Annotated in this window: 17 protein-coding genes; 6 read left to right on the top strand and 11 right to left on the bottom strand. The window is 49.1% G+C overall.

What is annotated here, in order from left to right; translation table 11 throughout:
* Nucleotides 1–1,041, bottom strand: a complete 1,041-nt coding sequence (locus tag IE094_RS03955) for an efflux RND transporter periplasmic adaptor subunit (protein WP_229802018.1) — start codon at nt 1,039–1,041, stop codon at nt 1–3.
* 148 nt (nt 1,042–1,189) lie between these two features.
* On the opposite strand from IE094_RS03955, the gene IE094_RS03950 reads away from it, so the two are divergent.
* Together IE094_RS03950 and IE094_RS03945 are read left to right on the top strand one after the other, a co-directional pair.
* A complete protein-coding gene (locus IE094_RS03950) occupies nt 1,190–1,780 on the top strand; it encodes a TetR/AcrR family transcriptional regulator (protein ID WP_189639233.1) in 591 nt (196 codons plus the stop codon).
* A gap of 131 nt (nt 1,781–1,911) precedes the next feature.
* Nucleotides 1,912–3,120 carry a multidrug effflux MFS transporter gene (locus IE094_RS03945; protein WP_189639232.1) on the top strand — a complete coding sequence of 403 codons (1,209 nt, stop codon included), beginning with the start codon at nt 1,912–1,914 and terminating at the stop codon, nt 3,118–3,120.
* Here IE094_RS03945 and IE094_RS03940 read toward each other — a convergent pair.
* Nucleotides 3,106–4,731 carry a long-chain fatty acid--CoA ligase gene (locus IE094_RS03940; RefSeq protein WP_189639231.1) on the bottom strand — a complete coding sequence of 542 codons (1,626 nt, stop codon included), beginning with the start codon at nt 4,729–4,731 and terminating at the stop codon, nt 3,106–3,108. The genes IE094_RS03945 and IE094_RS03940 overlap by 15 nt on opposite strands.
* A 132-nt stretch (nt 4,732–4,863) precedes the next feature.
* On the opposite strand from IE094_RS03940, the gene IE094_RS03935 reads away from it, so the two are divergent.
* Nucleotides 4,864–5,547, top strand: coding sequence for a fumarylacetoacetate hydrolase family protein (locus tag IE094_RS03935; protein WP_189639230.1), 684 nt, complete (start codon nt 4,864–4,866; stop codon nt 5,545–5,547).
* On the opposite strand, the gene IE094_RS03930 is transcribed toward IE094_RS03935, so the two are convergent.
* The 9 genes from IE094_RS03930 to IE094_RS03890 all read right to left on the bottom strand — a co-directional run bounded on the left by IE094_RS03930 (nt 5,544) and on the right by IE094_RS03890 (nt 15,016).
* Nucleotides 5,544–7,445, bottom strand: coding sequence for a beta-galactosidase (locus tag IE094_RS03930; protein WP_189639229.1), 1,902 nt, complete (start codon nt 7,443–7,445; stop codon nt 5,544–5,546). The genes IE094_RS03935 and IE094_RS03930 overlap by 4 nt on opposite strands.
* A complete protein-coding gene (locus tag IE094_RS03925; protein WP_189639228.1) occupies nt 7,442–8,284 on the bottom strand; it encodes an SMP-30/gluconolactonase/LRE family protein in 843 nt (280 codons plus the stop codon). The genes IE094_RS03930 and IE094_RS03925 overlap by 4 nt, the downstream gene beginning before the upstream one ends.
* Nucleotides 8,281–8,886 carry a 2-dehydro-3-deoxy-6-phosphogalactonate aldolase gene (locus IE094_RS03920; protein WP_189639227.1) on the bottom strand — a complete coding sequence of 202 codons (606 nt, stop codon included), beginning with the start codon at nt 8,884–8,886 and terminating at the stop codon, nt 8,281–8,283. The genes IE094_RS03925 and IE094_RS03920 overlap by 4 nt, the downstream gene beginning before the upstream one ends.
* Entirely contained in the window at nt 8,883–9,800 is a 918-nt protein-coding gene (locus tag IE094_RS03915) for a 2-dehydro-3-deoxygalactonokinase (RefSeq protein WP_189639226.1), read from the bottom strand. The genes IE094_RS03920 and IE094_RS03915 overlap by 4 nt, the downstream gene beginning before the upstream one ends.
* Nucleotides 9,797–10,570, bottom strand: a complete 774-nt coding sequence (locus IE094_RS03910) for an SDR family NAD(P)-dependent oxidoreductase (RefSeq protein WP_189639225.1) — start codon at nt 10,568–10,570, stop codon at nt 9,797–9,799. The genes IE094_RS03915 and IE094_RS03910 overlap by 4 nt, the downstream gene beginning before the upstream one ends.
* Complete coding sequence (locus IE094_RS03905; RefSeq protein ID WP_189639224.1) at nt 10,567–11,925, bottom strand: alpha-glucosidase/alpha-galactosidase; 1,359 nt, start codon at nt 11,923–11,925, stop codon at nt 10,567–10,569. Before IE094_RS03905 ends, IE094_RS03910 begins: the two co-directional genes overlap by 4 nt.
* Nucleotides 11,926–11,934: 9 nt before the next feature.
* Nucleotides 11,935–12,783 carry a carbohydrate ABC transporter permease gene (locus IE094_RS03900; RefSeq protein WP_189639223.1) on the bottom strand — a complete coding sequence of 283 codons (849 nt, stop codon included), beginning with the start codon at nt 12,781–12,783 and terminating at the stop codon, nt 11,935–11,937.
* Nucleotide 12,784: 1 nt separating this feature from the next.
* The gene (locus IE094_RS03895; RefSeq protein ID WP_229802017.1) at nt 12,785–13,696 is read right to left on the bottom strand and encodes a carbohydrate ABC transporter permease; all 912 of its coding nucleotides are present in this window, start codon (nt 13,694–13,696) and stop codon (nt 12,785–12,787) included.
* A gap of 72 nt (nt 13,697–13,768) precedes the next feature.
* The gene (locus IE094_RS03890; RefSeq protein ID WP_189639222.1) at nt 13,769–15,016 is read right to left on the bottom strand and encodes an ABC transporter substrate-binding protein; all 1,248 of its coding nucleotides are present in this window, start codon (nt 15,014–15,016) and stop codon (nt 13,769–13,771) included.
* A gap of 170 nt (nt 15,017–15,186) precedes the next feature.
* Between IE094_RS03890 and IE094_RS03885 the strand changes: the two genes are divergently transcribed.
* The 3 genes from IE094_RS03885 (at nt 15,187) to IE094_RS03875 (ending at nt 18,168) form a co-directional block, all read left to right on the top strand.
* Complete coding sequence (locus IE094_RS03885; protein ID WP_189639221.1) at nt 15,187–15,990, top strand: IclR family transcriptional regulator; 804 nt, start codon at nt 15,187–15,189, stop codon at nt 15,988–15,990.
* Between the two features lies 1 nt (nt 15,991).
* Entirely contained in the window at nt 15,992–17,053 is a 1,062-nt protein-coding gene (locus IE094_RS03880) for an ABC transporter ATP-binding protein (RefSeq protein WP_189639220.1), read from the top strand.
* A gap of 62 nt (nt 17,054–17,115) precedes the next feature.
* Entirely contained in the window at nt 17,116–18,168 is a 1,053-nt protein-coding gene (locus tag IE094_RS03875; RefSeq protein ID WP_189639452.1) for a bifunctional transcriptional activator/DNA repair enzyme AdaA, read from the top strand.
* Nucleotides 18,169–18,202: the final 34 nt, after the last annotated feature.

The raw sequence follows: 18,202 nt of genomic DNA, 5'->3' as shown, positions 1-18,202 counted from the left end.
TCAATTCGCAAAGCCAGTGAAGCGTTTAAGGCTATCACCTGTGTTAAGGTTTGCGCCGCCACTCGCAACAATTTCTTGGCCTGCGGTCAAACCGCTTATCACTTCGACCTTGCCTGTGGCGCTTGGTCTGATCTCGATTTCCACTTCACTTACGGTGCCGTGGGTTTCGTCGGTGGGTTCAAACACCATCACAACGGGTGTCCCATCGTTTTTTGTATTCACTGCTGATGATGGGATTGTTGCAAATGGTTCTTCTGAAGCCATGGAAATGAAAACAGAAATTGATAGGCCCGGAATGATCAACATGTCCTTGGGCGTTTCCATCCCAAATGTAATGGTTAACGTTTGCCCAATCGCCGATGCTTCGGCGTTGAATTCGCGAATTTCAAGCGGGTATTCTTTGTCACTCAAATGAAACTTGGCCCATGCGTCGACCTTGGGGTTAACACCCGCGCGTTGGAACAACACTTCGGGGGCCTCTATTTCGATACGCACCTCTGACATATCATGTAAACGCGCGACAGCGCTTCCGGCACTCACCGATGAAAAATTCGCAACATTACGCGATGCAACCAATGCATCAAATGGTGCAATCATTCTGGTTTCTTGCAAATCGCGTTCGGCACGGCGCACGGCAAGCGCGGATAATTCAAACGCGGTTTTTGCATCGTCAACCGCGGTTTGGCTCACGGTGTTGCCACGCAGTTTGTTCAACCGATCAAGTGTGCGTTTCGATTGATCCATTTGCAATCGCGCCTGATCCAATGCCAATTGAAAAACTTCGCGATCTAGCTCGGCGATCAAATCACCCTTGGCGATGAATTCGCCCTCGATCACTGGGAATTTCTCAATTTGTCCGCCAACACGAAATGCCAAGTCAACTGTTTCTTTGGCGACAACTTTGCCGAAAAACTGGCGTGTTGCGTTTGTCGCATTGGATTGAACGGTGAAAATTTTTGCCGCTTTTATGTTGTCTTGCGCAAATGCTGATTGAACAGAAAAAGCTAATGCCAAAATTGAAATGAACCGAAAAAGCGACATAATGCGTTCCTTAAACTGTGCAAATTAACAAGATTTATTGTTATCTGCGGTCAGATAAATTAATTGAACCACTTGCGATATTCATGCTATCCGCGTGGATAGAAACGCATTTATCCGACTGACCAAAAAATGCAATAGGGTATTCTCAATGGCGCGTGCGCGAAATGTTACACATCAACAGGCACTGGCCGCTGCTCAGGATTTATTCTGGCAAAACGGTTATAATGCCGTGAGCACAAGGCAAATAGAAGAAAAAACAGGCCTAACGCGGTTTACCCTGCAACGCGAATATGGTGGTAAAAAATCATTCTTTTTAGCGACACTCGATCATTATCTGAACGCAAATATCACAAACTTTTTACCGCTGCCTTCACAAAACGTTTTACCTGCAATCGCACAATGGTTCCAAAACATCACAGACCGCGAACAGTTTGACTGTGCAAACCAAAAAGGATGTCTGTTGCGCACCGCGGTTACAGAATTCCCACGTGGCGATCATGAAATTGACGATCGCATTGAACAATATTTTGCAACCCTACGCAGGTGCTTTGTCGATGCATTGGAATTGGGCATCAAACGTGGCGAAGTAAAACCCGACTTTGATATCAACACCAAAGTTGACATATTGGTCACTGCATTGCTTGGCGCCGCAGTCTTGAAACAAGCTGGCATCACCGATGATGCAAACAGAACCGTGCAGACCGCAATCCCAAATATGATCCGTGAGTGGGAAGTTTGAATTTTCGGTGCGAAAACTTTTGAAAATCGCGCGGCTCACGACGCTATCAATTTTTCAAAAAGACAAAAGCATCACTTGCAAGTTTATGACGCCACGTTAAAACAGGCGCACATCACACCATTGGAAAGCTTATGCAAATTTCATTATTTCGCGCCGCAATTGTATTGGGGCTAATGTCTACGGTTGGGCCGTTTGCAATTGATATGTATTTACCCGCGCTCCCCGCGATCGCGGATGATTTGAGTGTTGCGCAAACAACGGTGCAGGCAACAATCATTACATATTTTGCGGCCTTTGGGATTGCACAATTGGTCTATGGCCCTTGGGCGGATCAATCGGGGCGCAAACGGCCGATAATGGTTGGCTTGGGCATTTTCATTATCGGTTCGCTGGGCTGTGCGCTGGCGGCAAATATCGAAACCTTGCTTGCTTGGCGCTTTGTCCAAGGGTTGGGGGCCGCTGTTGTCATGGTTATTCCACGCGCAATCATTCGTGATTTGCACACAGGACCCGAGGCGGCGCGTCTTATGGCGTTAATTATGATGGTGATCAGTGTTTCGCCCATGCTTGCCCCATTAGCAGGAAGCGGCGTAATTGCGATCGGCAACTGGCGCTGGATTTTTTACTTTCTGTGTGGTGCGGCCTTGGCCAGCGTTTTGTTGGCACATTTCATGTTGCCAGAAACACTACCGATTGAAAAACGCATCCCGATAAACTTACGTGCACTAACACGGGGCAGCAAAACATTGCTCGGCGATCCGTATTTCATGATGCTGACCCTGATTGGCGCATTTGGCATGGGCAGCTTTTTTGTGTTCTTGTCCAGCGCGGCATTCGTTTACACCGAACAATTTGGCCTCTCGCCGGTACAATTCAGCTTAGCATTCGCGGTCAATGCCATCGGATTTTTCAGTGCTTCGCAATTCGCAGGGCCATTGGGCGAACGCATCACAATGGGGCGCGTTGTGTTTTGGGGGACAACCATTTTCACTTTTTTCGCCGTACTATTATTGGGATTGGCAGTGGCGGGATTTGCCACGTTGCCTGTGATTATCGTTTGCCTCTTTTTTGCAAACGCAGGTCTTGGGCTGGTGATACCTTCGACGATGGTTATGGCGCTTGATCCCCATGGTGAAATTGCGGGGCTAGCATCATCATTGGGTGGCGCGATGCAAATGATTTTGGGTGGGTTGATTATCGTGGCTGCTGCGCCATTTTTTGATGGCACAGCCTTGCCGATGATCGGTGCAATCGCGCTGTGCGCCATTGCTGCTTTTGTCTGTGCACAACTGGTATTACGCAGACAAAAGCAGGTTCGATCCGTATCAGTAGGTGGCTAACAATACATCGCCATACTGTTCGCGCAGTTTGTTTTTTAAAATTTTTCCTGTCCCGCCAAGGGGCAGTTCATCAACAAAAATCACCCGATCAGGTATCTGCCATTTGGCGATTTTCCCGTCGTAAAAATCCAAAATATCTTGCTCGCTGACCGTGCTGTTTTCAGCTTTAATCGCCAATAACACGGGGCGTTCGTCCCATTTATCATGTCGCGCGGCAATTGCTGCCGCATTGGATATTTCTGGATGTGCAATCGCGATCCCTTCTAATTCCACGGTTGAAATCCATTCACCGCCTGATTTGATGATATCCTTGGATCGATCACGTATGATCAGATAACCATCAGCATCAATCGTGCCAACATCGCCTGTGTCAAACCACCCATCATCAGTGCACGCGGTTGTATCTGATCCATAATATGTATCAACAATCCAATGCCCACGGATTTGCAAATCACCCTGTGTTGTACCATCATGAGGTAACACCACGCCATTTTCATCGATAATACGCAGATCAGCACCATATGGTGGGCGTCCCTGCCCCAGCCGGATTTGCGCTTGTTCATCCGCGGAGCGCGTTACATGTTTTTGCAAAAGATTGTTCATTGTGCCAAGCGGGCTTGTTTCCGTCATGCCCCACGCATGGATTAATTCCACGCCATATTTGTCGCGAAAAATTGGGATCATTGATGGCGGCAACGCGGAACCACCGACAACCGTGCGTTTCAATGATTTCGCCTCGCTCCCCGACGCTTCCAATGCAGCGAGCAGCCCCATCCAAATCGTTGGCACACCAAGTGCAAGGCTCACATTTTCACCATCGATCAAACGCACCAAGCTGTCACCATCCATGCCTGGCCCCGGCAACACCAATTTACACCCAACAGCGGCGGCAATATACGGCACACCCCACGCATTCACATGGAACATCGGCACCACGGGCAGCACCGTATCACGCGCCGAAATTGCCAACCCATCTGGTTGGTTCCCACCCAACGAATGCAACACCGTTGAACGGTGCGAATATAAAACACCCTTTGGATTGCCCGTGGTGCCCGATGTATAACACAGACTAGAAGGGCTGTTTTCATCAATGTCTGGCCAGTTGTAATCAGCGTCCGCGCCTGCCAACAATTCATCGTAAAACAACAAACCATCCACCATTCCCGCCGCGTCATCATCGCGCGGCCCCATCAATATCACCGCCTTGAGCGTTTTCAGGTGTTCGCCCAATTTCGCCGCGATTGGCAGAAATGTTTTATCAACGAACAAAACCTGATCTTGGGCGTGGTTGATGATATAGATCAACTGTTCGGGGAATAGACGCGGGTTGATCGTGTGGCAGACCATGCCTCCACCTGCCACACCAAAATAAATCTCTAAGTGGCGCGTATTATTCCATGCAATAGTTGCGCATCTATCGCCAGATTTAATGCCAATCTGGCCAAGTGCGGATGCCAATTTGCGTGCGTTTTGATCAACGGTTTCCCAGTTGCTGTGAACCATCGATCCGTCCATTTCCACCGAAACGACCTCTGTATTACTATGGTATTTTGCCGCGTGTTGGATCAACGAACTAATGGTGAGCTGACGGTGCATCATTTTGCCAAGCATGTGAAACCTCCCTAAATATAATTTTCCTCTTGTCCAAAATGCTAGTGATTGGATTGTCTTGTTGCAATAATCATTGGGTTGTAGATCCAAACTATCTTGAGTAACATTTTCGCAAAAACAAAGGTATACGCGATGGAATATGTGATCGAACCTGCACGAATTTGTGCCATTGATGTGGATGGGATGGACGCTAAATTTCCAGTACGGCGCATTTATTGTGTGGGGCGCAATTTTGCCGATCACGCCATTGAAATGGGGCATGATCCAGATCGTGAACCACCATTTTTCTTTCAAAAAAACGCACAGAATGCTGATAATTCGGGGGTGTTTCCCTATCCTGATCACAGCGATGACGTGCATTTCGAAATTGAAATGGTTGTTGCTCTTAAATCGGGTGGGCGTAATATCGCATTGGATGATGCGTTGACCCATGTGTTTGGCTATGGTGTTGGACTGGACATGACACGACGCGATCTACAAGGGCAGATGAAAAAAATGGGACGCCCGTGGGAAATTGGCAAGGCATTTGAACATTCCGCGCCAATGGGTGCTCTTGTTCCTGCAAGCGAAATTGGCCACCCTGACAGCGGCGAAATTTCCTTGTCGATCAATGGTGACCAACGACAGGTGGGCGATCTTAATCAAATGATATGGAAGCTGCCTGAAATGATCCAATACCTGTCGCAATATTTTGAAGTTGGCGCAGGTGACTTGATTATGTGTGGCACGCCAGCGGGCGTTGGTGCCATCAAACGTGGGGACAAAATGTTTGGGACCATTGCAGGCGTGGGCGAATTGTCAGTGAACGTGGTTTAACCCCGTTTCACCCAAACAACATCCGCGCCATTGATCGTTATCCCATCCATTTCACATGGCTCGGGCGCGTAATTGATATAAAACCGATGCGTCTGCGTATCGCGCACCCGCAATCCATCAGGCAGGTTCAATGTTTCAATCCCCGCAGCTGTACAAAGTGATTTAATGACATCCAAATATGTATCATCATCAGGCCAACCCGCCATGTAATGTAGACCACCCGCGTGCATGATTGCGGGTTTACCATCGATGGTTACACGCGCGATATCGCCCTGTCCTTCCAGATGTTCGAACCAGTGTAAAAACTGTCCACCACCATCAAGCTTGATCGCACTGTTTGGTGGAATGCTTTCCAGCAATGAAACCGTAGCATCAAGGTTTGGCAAATTTGGCCCCATCGGGATCGGAATGGACAATTCATCGGTTTTCAATCCCGTGCGCGGCCCCAATAACGCCACACCATCAAACGCGGCCAAACGTTCGTTCAAATCATCATTCACATGCATCAACCCTGGTGCCAGCACCAGCTTATACTGATCAATCGGATGATCTGGTGATATGATATCGACAGATAGCCCTGCACGGCGCAGCGCACGATAGCTGGCCAATGCCAAGCGGAACATATCAAAATCTGCGCCCTGTGGTTGGGATTCCCACGCCCAACAGGAATGATAATCAAATATCAATGCAACATCTGCCGTTGCTGTTCCCACATCGGGCAAGTTGGCGATTTCATCTGCCACCTGTTTGCATTCGGCCATCGCGGGGGCATCGACACCATCGGGGCGTTGCAATCCCGCGTGCATCTGTTCTTGGGCAAATGGGGCTTGTCGCCAACGGAAATAACACACTGTTTCCGCACCATGCGCGAATGCTTCCCAGGCCCAAAGACGCGCCATTCCCGCAAGGGGTGCGGGATTATATGGCGCCCAGTTCACAGGGCCAGGTTGTTGTTCCATAATCCACCATCGCCCCTTGCCCACAGCGCGGTAAAGATCATGGTGAAATGCTTGCATATCAGGATCACCTTGGCGCAGATACCGCGCCTTGTGGTCATCCGTTGCTTCCAAACGATCGGACAAAAACCCGATCGGATAGCTATCCCAACTCGCGATATCCAAATCTGCACCAACGGCATAGTGATCAAAATCCGTGACCCGCCCCATATAGTTGTGGATAATTGGCGCATCAGAATGCGCGCGAATTTCATCGACCTGAATACGATTAAACGCAACCACTTGATCCGAACTAAACCGGCGAAAGGCCAACAGATGTGGATGGTTTGCCTCCGTCACCGTCAGGTTGGGTAGATCCACCTGATCAAACGTATCATATTCCATCGACCAGAACACATTGCCCCACGCGCGGTTCATCGCATCGGTTGATTGATAGCGCTGCGCGAGCCAGTTTTGAAACGCCAAACGGGCTGCGTTCGAATAACTGCGCGTTGTATCGTGACAGCCATATTCATTATCCGTCTGCCAAGCCGCGATATGAGGATTTTTGCCGTATCGTTTGACCAAAACACGCGTGATGCGCCGCGATTCAGATTGGAACCCTTCGTGGCTAAAACAATAATGACGGCGCGATCCAAATTTGCGTGGGCGTCCCTTTTCATCAACGGCCAACATATCGGGGTATTTTTCCAAAACCCATTTCGGGGGAGTTGCCGTGGGCGTACCAAGGATAATTTTCAAGCCAACCTCGCCCAGCGTTTCAATCGCACGATCGAGCCATTCGAATTGAAAATCACCCTCGGATGGTTCCAAACGTGACCATGCAAATTCACCAATACGCACCCAAGACAACCCTGCCGCAACCATATCGCGCGCATCAATCGCCCATTGATCCATCGGCCAATGTTCCGGGTAATAGCATACGCCAAGCGTTCGTTTCATAATATAACCTGATGTTCACGCTGCCCTTGGGCAACATCGTGACGGACAAATGTTTTGCCGCTGTTTGGATTTGCAGCGAGCGCGTCCGCACTCAATCCCTGTGCTGCCGATGTGCAATATAAATCGCGCAGTTCAGCACCGCCAAATGCTGGGCAAGTGGTTTGTTCTGCGTCGAATTTTACATGACAAATAAATTCACCATCAGGCGAAAAGCAAACCACGCCAAACCCGCCCCATATGGCAATCCAAACATTGCCAGCCAGATCAACAACCGCGCCGTCGGGGCGCCAATCTTTTTGGGTCAGATCAAGCCAGACAGCTGGATCACCTACGGGCCAGCCATCACTTTCATCCAAATTTTGGCGCATTATTTTTTGGGTCGGTGTATCCGTGAAATACGCATGGCGTTTATCGGGACTAAAACATATCGCATTAGAAATGGTGATGGGCGCGTAAAGTTTGCGTAATTCACCGCGATAGTAACGATAAATCGCCCCCATCTCGGGTTCCGCATTGCGCCCCATGGTGCCAATCCAAAACCCACCCCACGGATCGGCACGGCCATCGTTGGAACGGGTGGTTTTATCCCCCGCTTCAAGCGCGATCAATTCGTGATGCTCACCCGTTTCGATATTAAATTTCAACAACGCGTATTGCCCAGCAATCAACAGGTGATCATGATCAATCCAACTCGCCGCTGAGACATGGAAATCAAATTTCCATTCGCTGCCCGTTGTCAGCAAACATTTCCGATTGATATCAAACCAGAAAAACTGTTTGCGTGTTGGGTGCCACAATGGCCCCTCGCCCAATTTGCAAACACGGTCATCATGGATCATTTGATTGCCTCATCATAGGCCGCAACCATCGCGCGGGCACGTTTTCCAACGTCCGCTGCGGTACTGTTTGGCGTATAGAGCGCGGTGCCAATGCCAAATCCAGTTGCCCCTGCTGCAATCCATTCACCAAAATTATCCGCACCCGCACCACCGACCATGTAAGTTTCGGTTTGCGCAGGTAACACCGCTCGCAATGCTTTTAACCCAGACACGCCCAGCAACCCTGCTGGGAAAAATTTCAACCCATCGGCCCCTGCGTGCAATGCGGCAAAACATTCGGTTGGCGTTAAAACACCGGGATAGCTTTGCATGCCAAGAGATTTAGTTTTTTTAATCACATCCACGTCGCAATTGGGCGACACGATCATGCGCCCACCGGCATCCGATACGCGCTTAACATCATCCACACTCAATACGGTGCCGGCACCAATTGATGCGATATCGCCAAATTTTTTCACCATCGATACAATGCTATCAAACGGATCGGGGGAATTTAGTGGTACTTCGATGCGATCAAACCCCGCATCGATGATTGCTGCGCAAATATCCACGGCCTCGGTAGGTTTTACACCGCGCAAAATGGCGATCAAGGGGCGGCTCATGCTGTTTCCTTTAGCGATTGATATGCGGCGTTTAATCCCGCCAATGTCATATAATTTGCATCCGTTAACATCGCAGGTACGCCCTGTTCATTTAACGCATTGGCATAGATTTTGGACAATGCATCATCACCCAGAATCGCAATTTGTTGCCCCAACCAATAGGCACGCGCAGCCGCAAGCTCTGCTCCGATTAATAACCCCGATAACCGCGCGCGCGCAATTTGCGGGCTTTGTCCTGTTAACAACCCATCCGCACGCAACGAAAACAGACGGGCAGCGATGCGCTCGGGTTTGCTGATGCTGTCAGACAATGCCGCATGAAACGCATCATCGTCCCAGCCTGTATCGGCGATTGAATGGCGCAAAACAGTGTTTTGCGACAGGGCGTCGAACATTTCACCCGTCATGAATGTTTGAAATGACACAACTTCGCCAGCGCTAATATGCACCCATTTTGTATGGCTGCCTGGCAGACAAATCACACCGTCCCAATCGGGGTTGGTTGCGATGAACCCTGCAATTTGTGTTTCTTCGCCGCGCATCACATCGCTTGGGTTATTTTGGCGGATTCCGGGCACAATATAAATCGACAGATCGTCATTGGCGGTCGGTGCTTTGATCATGCCATCGGGCAATGGTTTACACGGCACCGTTGCATATGATGCCTCGATCCAACCTTGGCGTGACCCCACCATGCCACAAGCCACAATTGTTGTTTTTCCACCCGCTACCCACGGCGCAATTAATTTTCGTAACGCCGGTTCAAATTCATCACGGTTTAAACCGCCCATACCATCGGATGAACGCAACATATCCAACGCACGCCCTGATTTTGAAACGGCCCAAGCACGTAAATTTGATGTACCCCAATCAACAGCGATCCAATCGGGTGAAATATGTTTGTCTTCGCTCATCCTGTTACCACAACACCGCCGTCAATTACCAAAGCCTGCCCAGTCATTGCTTTGGATGATTTGGATGCCAAAAACAATACACCATCAACGATATCCTCTGGTGCAAGTGGATCGGGCAGACATTGACGCGCCATATGCGCATTAAGCCCTTCTTCGGTAACCCACATATCTTTTTGTTTTTGGGTCAAAACCCAACCGGGCGCCAGTGCATTTACCCGAATATGATCAGGGCCAAATTCTCGTGCCAACGAACGGGTTAATCCATTAATCCCTGAATTTGCCATCGTATAAAGAGGATAACCCGCATTCCCCATCATATAGCTGATGGAGGAGAAATTGATAATTGAACCGCCCCCGTGTTCGCGCATACCGTCAACCACACCTTGGGCTGCGAAAAAATACGCCTTTAGGTTCACATCCAACATAAATTCCCAGAATTTTTCGTCCACCTCATCGGCGGTGTGGCGGGCATCGTTGGCGGCATTATTCACCAAAACACTGATGGGACCATGGCGTTCACCAGCTTGCTTGATGCATTTTTTTAATTCGCCAATATTGGTGATATCGCATTGCATAAAATGGGGACGATTGCCACCGTGTTTTTGGTCCATTTCATCACAAAACGCGCTTGCATCGGATCGCCCGACAAATGCGACCTTGGCGCCCTGTGCCAAGAACCCATCGGTGAGTGCGGCGCCAATGCCAGAACCGCCACCCGTGATAAATACGGATTTTCCAGACAAATCGTGAAAGGTTACGTTATCTGTCATGCTGCCACCTGTGTGCGTGCCCATTCGGGCAACCAATCGCCATGCTCAACCAACAGATCATCCACCATCGCGCGGATTTGATCCAAATCCAATTCGGCGGCAGTGTGCGGATCCATCATTGCCGCGTGGTAAATGTGTTCGCGGTCTTGGGTCAACAACGCTGCCACTGTCAGTTCCTGAACATTCACATTGCTGCGCATCAGTGCGATCAATTGAGGTGGGATATCATCAACCACTGTTGGGCTAATCCCGTTGCCATCAACCAGACAAGGAACTTCTATCGCGGCACCATCAGGCAGTTGTGGAATATATCCATGATTGGCGACATTGCCGTAAATCACGGCTGGCGTGTTGGTAGACATCGCATTCATGATTGTGGCGGCGTATTCATGGCTTTTGGGTACTTCGATTTTATCGGCCTTTTTGAACGCCTCTGCCTGTGATTTCCAATCGGCGATTTGTTCTTCGCAACGGGTTGGGTATTCGTCCAGGGGAATTTGAAAACGTTTAATCAAATCATCGCGCCCCGATTTAATAAACCACGGCACATATTCAGCAAAATGTTCCGAGCTTTCCGTCACAAAATACCCAAGCTGTTTCATCATTTCATAGCGCACTAAATTTGGGCAACGTTCATTCGCACCGGTTGTACGCGGATAGGTTCCATTGCGATAACCTTCAAACAGACGTGGATAAACATCGGCATATGATCCATCTGCTAGTCGTTCTTCCAATTCCAGAAAAAAAGCAACATGGTTTATGCCTGCCACCTTGTAGCGCAGTTTATCAACATCAACGCCTAGATCATGAGCAAGTTCCGCCGCAGTGCCCTGTACCGAATGGCACAAACCTACCTGTTTGATATCGGGGTAACGTGCCGCAATCGCCCAAGTATTGATCGCCATCGGGTTTACATATTGCAACATTAATGCATCGGGGCAAACCGCACGCATGTCTTCGCAGATATTCCACAAATGTGGCACCGTGCGCAGCCCACGCATGATACCACCAATGCCCAAAGTATCGGCAATCGTTTGGCGCAAACCATATTGTTTTGGAATTTCGAAATCCGTCAGGGTACACGGTTTATACCCCCCGATTTGAAACGCGACGACAACGAAATCCGCACCGGTTAGCGCCGCACGTTGATCGGTACAGGTTTCCACAGTTGCCCCAACACCCATTGATGCGATCATTTTTTTCGCAACCAATTCGGATTCATCCAAACGCGATTGATCAATGTCCATCAGTGCAATTGTTGCATCAGAAAGCGCATCATAATGCAGCGCATCGCCCACAATATTTTTCATAAAAATTGTGGAGCCAGCACCAATAAAGGTAATTTTCTTTGGCATGGTTTTATCCTATTTCACAGCGCCCAAAGTCAGGCCAGCAATAAAGTGTTTCTGCATCAAGAAGAACATCGCAACGGGCGGAATGGCCGCCACAATCGATCCCGCGCTCATCAAATGATATGCGGCGCGGTATTGTGCGTTGAACGATGTAATTCCTGCGGTGACGGGCTGGCTCTCGATTCCTTGGGTTAGCACAACCGCCCAAAAATAATCGTTCCAGATAAAGGTAAATATCAACACAGCGAGTGCTGCTATTGCGGGTTTCATCAGCGGCAAAACCACGAACCAAAAAATGCGCCACTCTGCAACGCCTTCAACACGCGCGGCCTCGATCAATTCGAACGGCAATGCACGGATAAAATTGCGCATGAACAATGTGCAAAAACCCGTTTGAAATGCGATGTGAAACAAAACCAAACCCGTTTTGGTATTATATAATCCCATCTGTAATGTCAGGTCGCGCACTGGCACCATCAAGATTTGAAATGGCACAAAGTTGCCCGCAACAAACAGGAAAAACACCGCCAGGTTCAGCTTGAAGCGATAAATGCCAAGAGCAAATCCTGTCATCGCACTCAGCGCAACCGCCCCGATCACGGTGGGGATGGTGATGAACACGGAATTGAGCAAATAACGCGGCATGTCGGATTCCAAAAACACCCGTCCGTAATTTTCAAAGCCGGCAAATTGCGATGGCAGGTTCCAATAATTCCCCGCCGAAAAATCACCCGCAGGTTTGATGGAAAACAGCGCCACAGCGATCAGTGGCAACAGCCATAGGATCAATGCCACTGGCAACAAGGATTGATACGTTAATTGCCACGTGCGTGACGATTTTTCGACCGGGGTTGGAAACATATCAATGCCCCTTTTCTTCTTTGTACATCGAGTACAAGAAATAGGTGATGAAACACAGCATGATCAGGAACAGAACCACAGCAATGGCGGCACCGTACCCCATGCGGAATCCATATTCGGATAACGCCACTTCGAACATGTAAAAACTTAACACACGGCTCTCGCCAAATGGGCCGCCGTTGGTCATGATTGAAATCAAATCAAATGATCGCAGCGCCCCAATCACGGTCACAACAAACGCGATGAATGTCGCAGGTTTCAGTTGTGGAATGATCACATACCACAACATGCGCCATCCCTTTGCACCATCCAGACGCGCGGCCTCGACCTGTTCTGGATCAACGGCGTTTAGCCCCGTTAGATACAAAATCATGCAATATGCAGTTTGAGGCCATAACCCCGCCGCGATAATACCATATGTGACATATCTTGGATCGCCCAGCACATTGATCGGCCCAAACCCGAACCAGCCGATAAACGTGTTTAACAATCCAAATGTTGGATCGTAAAACCACGTAAACACCAAACCAACCACCACTTGTGAAATCACAAATGGGAAAAAGAATAAGGATTTGTATAAACGTATGCCCGTGACCGTTTGGTTCAAAAACAATGCAATAAACAACCCCGCAGGAATTGCTAATAAATACAACGCCAACCAAATCAGGTTATTGCGCAAAGATGTATAAAACGCAGGGTCATGCCACAATTCACGGTAGTTTTCAAAACCGACCGATGTGCCCTGCCCCAATCCATCCCAATCAAGGGTCGAAATATAAAAGCTCTGAAATACGGGTAAAATGACGTAAAACAAAAACATCAAAATGCCGGGGATCAGAAACAACCAAGGTGTCAGCGCAATTTCATTGCGTTTATACCAAGAACGATTTGCTTGTTCTGTTTGCGTGGCCATTGGCATCCTCAAAATACTGCCCCTAAAAGGGTGAATTTGGCGGGCGCTTTACACGCCCACCAGAGGTACATTTTATTTATAGATACGTTTCGCTGCCGCATCCAAACGTGTCAAAATGGCATCAAGATTATCAGGGCGCACCATGAATTCTTGGAAACCTTCCATGCCAACCTTGGCCATTTCCGCAGGCGCGTCACGGTCAAAGAATTGCGCAAGCGCATAAGCGCCATTCAGCATTTCAAACCCTTGGGATACAAATTTATCATCCGCATTCACCGATGATTTATTGTTCACAGGTAACTGACCCAATTTGGCGTTGATTTCCGTTTGAACATCCGCTGATGCAACGTATTGCAAGAACGCTTTAGCGTTTGCTTTGTTTTTCGCATTGGATGGAATGTGCAATGTGTCTGTTGGCGCTTCTTCGGCCATTGGCACACCTTCAACGATCATTGGGAATTGATAGAAATCCAATTGATCGTCGGTAACACCTGCATCTTTGATCGCATCAACAGCAAAGTTACCCATCAAATATGCCGCGGCTTCGCCTTTGGCCATGAATGGGATTGCTTCTTGCCAGCTATATGCAGTGTGGTTGTCGATGAACGCACCCATGTCGATCAGCTCGCGCCAATTTGCGAATGTTTGCTTCACGCGGTCATCTGTCCATGCAACACGTCCAGCGGTTAAATCCATGTGGAATTCATAACCGTTTGTGCGCATGTTCAAATAATCAAACCAACCCGCAGCAGTCCAAAGGAATTTCGTGCCAATGGTGTAACATTTGCGACCAGAATCCAAAACTGCCTGACAGTTTGATTTCATTTCTTCAAATGTTTTTGGTTCGGTCAGACCCAATTCGTTGTAGATATCCGCACGATAATAAACACCCCATTGGTAGTATGAATAAGGTACACCCCATTGTTTGCCATCAATGGTCATCGCCGCCTTGGTTGATGCAAGGTTTTCACCCAATTCACCTTCCCAAAGATCAGATACATCTTCGAACAAACCAGGCTGCACATATGGCAACATACGGTTGCCCGCATACCATGTTGCAACGTCTGGTGCATTCGCGGTCAAAAAGTTGCGGATCTGTGTTTTATATGCTTCGCGATCGATAATCGTTGTTTCAATTTTCAGATCAGGGTTCATACCCTGAAATTCCGCGATCATTGTTTCAAACGTTTCGCGCGGCGCTGGGTTTGATGTATCAAGGAAGATTTTCAAATCCCCTGACAGCCCGTCTGCAAACGCAAAAGAAGTGGTTGCCGTAACGGCAGCGAGCGCCGCAATGGACGCCTTTGTGATGGAACGCATGTGAATCCTCCCTGGTGCTTCCAAATAAAACAAGTTCCACTATGTGAAACTTAGTTTTGATTATTGATACTTAAGCGCGACTCGCCTATGCTTGTCAAGAATTTAGATGAAATCTGTTCACGGCGAGGAGGCCAAACAGATAAAATTCTAAACGACGCGGGAGGATAAATATGGCGCAACGTGACGGCGACGGAACGATTGGCAAAGCCCTTAGTGTTATGGACCAAGTGGCCAATTTCGGCCGCCCTGTTAAATTTTCGGAATTGCTGGACGGGTCAGAATTTCCAAAGGCAACTTTGTTTCGTTATGTGCAGGCGCTGACGAATCAACGCATGTTGCGTTTTGACCCTGATCGCAACACATATGCACCCGGTGCACGCCTCATGCGTCTGGCACATGCAGCGTGGGAACAAAGTTCGCTCGCGCCCATTGCGCGCCCACATATTGATCGATTGAGCGAAATCGTCGGCGAAACTGTGCATCTGGCACAGCTTGATAATGCACAAGTGTTATACGTCGACAAACGCAACGCCACACAACCCATCGCCATGTTTTCAGAAGCAGGCAAAGTTGGCCCCGCCTATTGCACAGGTGTGGGCAAAGCGATGCTGGCATTTTTGGACGAGGACACATTGTCAAGCGTGATCGCTCAACAATCATTTCACCAATTTACGCCTTCTACATTGAAAAACGAAACGGAATTGCGTGCCGAACTGGCTGAAATTCGCGCCAATGGATATGGGTTCGATCGCGAAGAACACGAACCCAGCATCATCTGTGTGGCCATGCCGATTTTAACACCTCGCGGGCGCATCTTGGGCGCGCTATCAGTGACCAGTTCAACCACCCGCACCAATTTGGCTGCGATGGAAAAGCTGGTTCCAGAATTATCAAAAACCAGCCAAGCCATCGCCGCAGAGGCGCAAGATTGGCGTTTTCCAGATATCAACAAATCACAAACGATGGGGGCATAGCATGTCAGGCGTCACACTGAATAAAGCGATTAAAAAATACGGCGATGTACAGGTTATCCACGGTATCGACCTTGAAATCGATCATGGCGAGTTTTGTGTTTTCGTGGGGCCATCGGGCTGTGGCAAATCCACGTTACTGCGCATGATCGCGGGACTAGAGGATACAACAGATGGTCAAATCAATATTGGTGATCGGGATGTCACCACGATGGATCCCGCGCAACGCGGCGTGTCAATGGTGTTTCAAACATATGCGCTCTATCCGCATATGACCGTGAAACAAAACATGGGGTTTGGTTTGAAAATGAACGGTCACCCCAAATCCGTTATCGAAGAAAAGGTCGCAGAGGCCAGCCGCATTTTAAAACTTGATGAATATCTGTCGCGCAAACCTGCCGCCCTTTCAGGTGGTCAACGCCAACGTGTTTCCATTGGCCGCGCCATTGTGCGTGGCCCCGAAGTTTTCTTGTTCGACGAACCGCTTTCAAATCTGGACGCCGAATTGCGTGTGGAGATGCGCGTGGAAATCGCGCGACTGCACCGCGAAATCGGCGCCACGATGATTTACGTAACGCATGATCAGGTCGAGGCGATGACACTGGCCGATAAAATCGTGGTTCTGCGCGCAGGTGTTGTTGAACAGGTTGGCGCACCAATGGATCTATACCGAGACCCTGACAATAAATTCGTGGCGGGTTTCATCGGATCACCCGCAATGAATTTCGTGACGGCCACCGCGCAAAAAACCACAGTGGAAATTGGCGCAACGGGCACAAAGTTAAAACATAAGTTGCCGTCACCCTATCATGGGCGCGAAATCACATTGGGGTTGCGTCCTGAATTTATCACCATCGACCCCAAGGGCGATGCATTCACCGTTGAAATATCAGAAAGCTTGGGCGGTGTTTCATATGTACACCTACGTGCCGATAATGGTGACAAGCTGATTGCGGAACAACGCGGCGATGTACGTTCAAACGAAGGTGATCGTGTGGGAATATCGTTTGAACCCGAAACGGTGATGTATTTCGATGCTGATAGTGAGGCGCGCATCCGCATCTAACTATTTTCAATACACGCCCGATTTTCGGCGCATCGCAGCGTTGAAATATGTACATTGGGCATATGTTATACGAACGCTTAAACCCAGACACACTTTATACAGCCCTTGTTGCACGCGACCCAGCATATGAAGGCCGCGCCTTTGTTGGCGTGACATCCACTGGCATATTTTGCCGCCTAACCTGCCCTGCGCGAAAACCGTTACGCAAGAATTGCCAATTTTATGAAACGGTTGGCCAGTGCATGGACGCAGGATTTCGCGCATGTAAACGATGCCACCCAATGACCCCAATGGCGGATGCCGATCCAGCGATTATTGCCTTGATGGGTGCGCTTGATAAACGTCCGCAATACCGCTGGACCGAATCCGATATCGCGCGCATGGGGTTTGATCCATCAACGGTGCGCCGAGCGTTCAAACGCAACTATGGTCAGACATTTTTGGAAATGGCGCGTCAACGCCGATTGAGCGAAGGGTTCACAACCATCGCCGATGGCGGGCGGATCATTGATGCACAAATCGATGCGGGATTTGAATCCGCCAGCGCATTTCGCACAGCCTTCGCCAAACTGATGGGCAAACCACCCGCAAGCTTTGCCAAGAATGCTATGCTCAAGGCCGATTGGATCAACACCCCACTTGGGCCAATGATCGCGGTATCCTGTTCCAAGTTACTTCACCTGTTGGAATTCATTGATCGCAAAGCGTTGCCAAAGGAATTGGAGAAGCTATCCAAACACGTACGGGGCGATGTCGGCATTGGCACAATGGAACCCACTCAACAAATTCGCGCAGAATTATCTGAATTTTTCGCAGGTGCACGTGGCGAATTTCAAACCCCGATGGCCATGCATGGTACACCATTTACGCGAGATGTGTGGAACGCATTGCGAAACATTCCTGCGGGTGAAACCCGTAGCTATTCCCAAATTGCACAAGCCATCGGCGCACCAAATGCCGTGCGAGCGGTTGCGCGTGCAAACGGAGCAAACCAAATTGCACTGGCGATCCCATGCCACCGCGTGATCGGTGCGGATGGATCGCTCACAGGATACGGCGGCGGGTTGTGGCGCAAACAACGTTTAATCGAAATTGAATCGCAGTTTCGCCGATAGCATATCGCGCCAATGTTGATCCATTCGGAAAATC

Source organism: Paramylibacter ulvae (assembly GCF_014652655.1).
GTDB classification, from domain to species: Bacteria; Pseudomonadota; Alphaproteobacteria; order Rhodobacterales; family Rhodobacteraceae; genus Amylibacter; species Amylibacter ulvae.
The sequence above is the reverse complement of the archived record's forward strand: the minus strand, read 5'-3'. Positions and strand labels throughout refer to the sequence as shown.

Bases quoted from the DNA above. Each gene is read 5' to 3' on its own strand.
- IE094_RS03930 (WP_189639229.1), bottom strand. From the start codon at position 7,445: ATGAAACGAACGCTTGGCGTATGCTATTACCCGGAACATTGGCCGATG.
- IE094_RS03890 (WP_189639222.1), bottom strand. From the start codon at position 15,016: ATGCGTTCCATCACAAAGGCGTCCATTGCGGCGCTCGCTGCCGTTACG.
- IE094_RS03920 (WP_189639227.1), bottom strand. From the start codon at position 8,886: ATGAGCCGCCCCTTGATCGCCATTTTGCGCGGTGTAAAACCTACCGAG.
- IE094_RS03880 (WP_189639220.1), top strand. From the start codon at position 15,992: ATGTCAGGCGTCACACTGAATAAAGCGATTAAAAAATACGGCGATGTA.
- IE094_RS03895 (WP_229802017.1), bottom strand. From the start codon at position 13,696: ATGGCCACGCAAACAGAACAAGCAAATCGTTCTTGGTATAAACGCAAT.
- IE094_RS03905 (WP_189639224.1), bottom strand. From the start codon at position 11,925: ATGCCAAAGAAAATTACCTTTATTGGTGCTGGCTCCACAATTTTTATG.
- IE094_RS03935 (WP_189639230.1), top strand. From the start codon at position 4,864: ATGGAATATGTGATCGAACCTGCACGAATTTGTGCCATTGATGTGGAT.
- IE094_RS03910 (WP_189639225.1), bottom strand. From the start codon at position 10,570: ATGACAGATAACGTAACCTTTCACGATTTGTCTGGAAAATCCGTATTT.
- IE094_RS03885 (WP_189639221.1), top strand. From the start codon at position 15,187: ATGGCGCAACGTGACGGCGACGGAACGATTGGCAAAGCCCTTAGTGTT.
- IE094_RS03900 (WP_189639223.1), bottom strand. From the start codon at position 12,783: ATGTTTCCAACCCCGGTCGAAAAATCGTCACGCACGTGGCAATTAACG.
- IE094_RS03875 (WP_189639452.1), top strand. From the start codon at position 17,116: ATGTTATACGAACGCTTAAACCCAGACACACTTTATACAGCCCTTGTT.
- IE094_RS03940 (WP_189639231.1), bottom strand. From the start codon at position 4,731: ATGCTTGGCAAAATGATGCACCGTCAGCTCACCATTAGTTCGTTGATC.
- IE094_RS03955 (WP_229802018.1), bottom strand. From the start codon at position 1,041: ATGTCGCTTTTTCGGTTCATTTCAATTTTGGCATTAGCTTTTTCTGTT.
- IE094_RS03945 (WP_189639232.1), top strand. From the start codon at position 1,912: ATGCAAATTTCATTATTTCGCGCCGCAATTGTATTGGGGCTAATGTCT.
- IE094_RS03915 (WP_189639226.1), bottom strand. From the start codon at position 9,800: ATGAGCGAAGACAAACATATTTCACCCGATTGGATCGCTGTTGATTGG.
- IE094_RS03925 (WP_189639228.1), bottom strand. From the start codon at position 8,284: ATGATCCATGATGACCGTGTTTGCAAATTGGGCGAGGGGCCATTGTGG.
- IE094_RS03950 (WP_189639233.1), top strand. From the start codon at position 1,190: ATGGCGCGTGCGCGAAATGTTACACATCAACAGGCACTGGCCGCTGCT.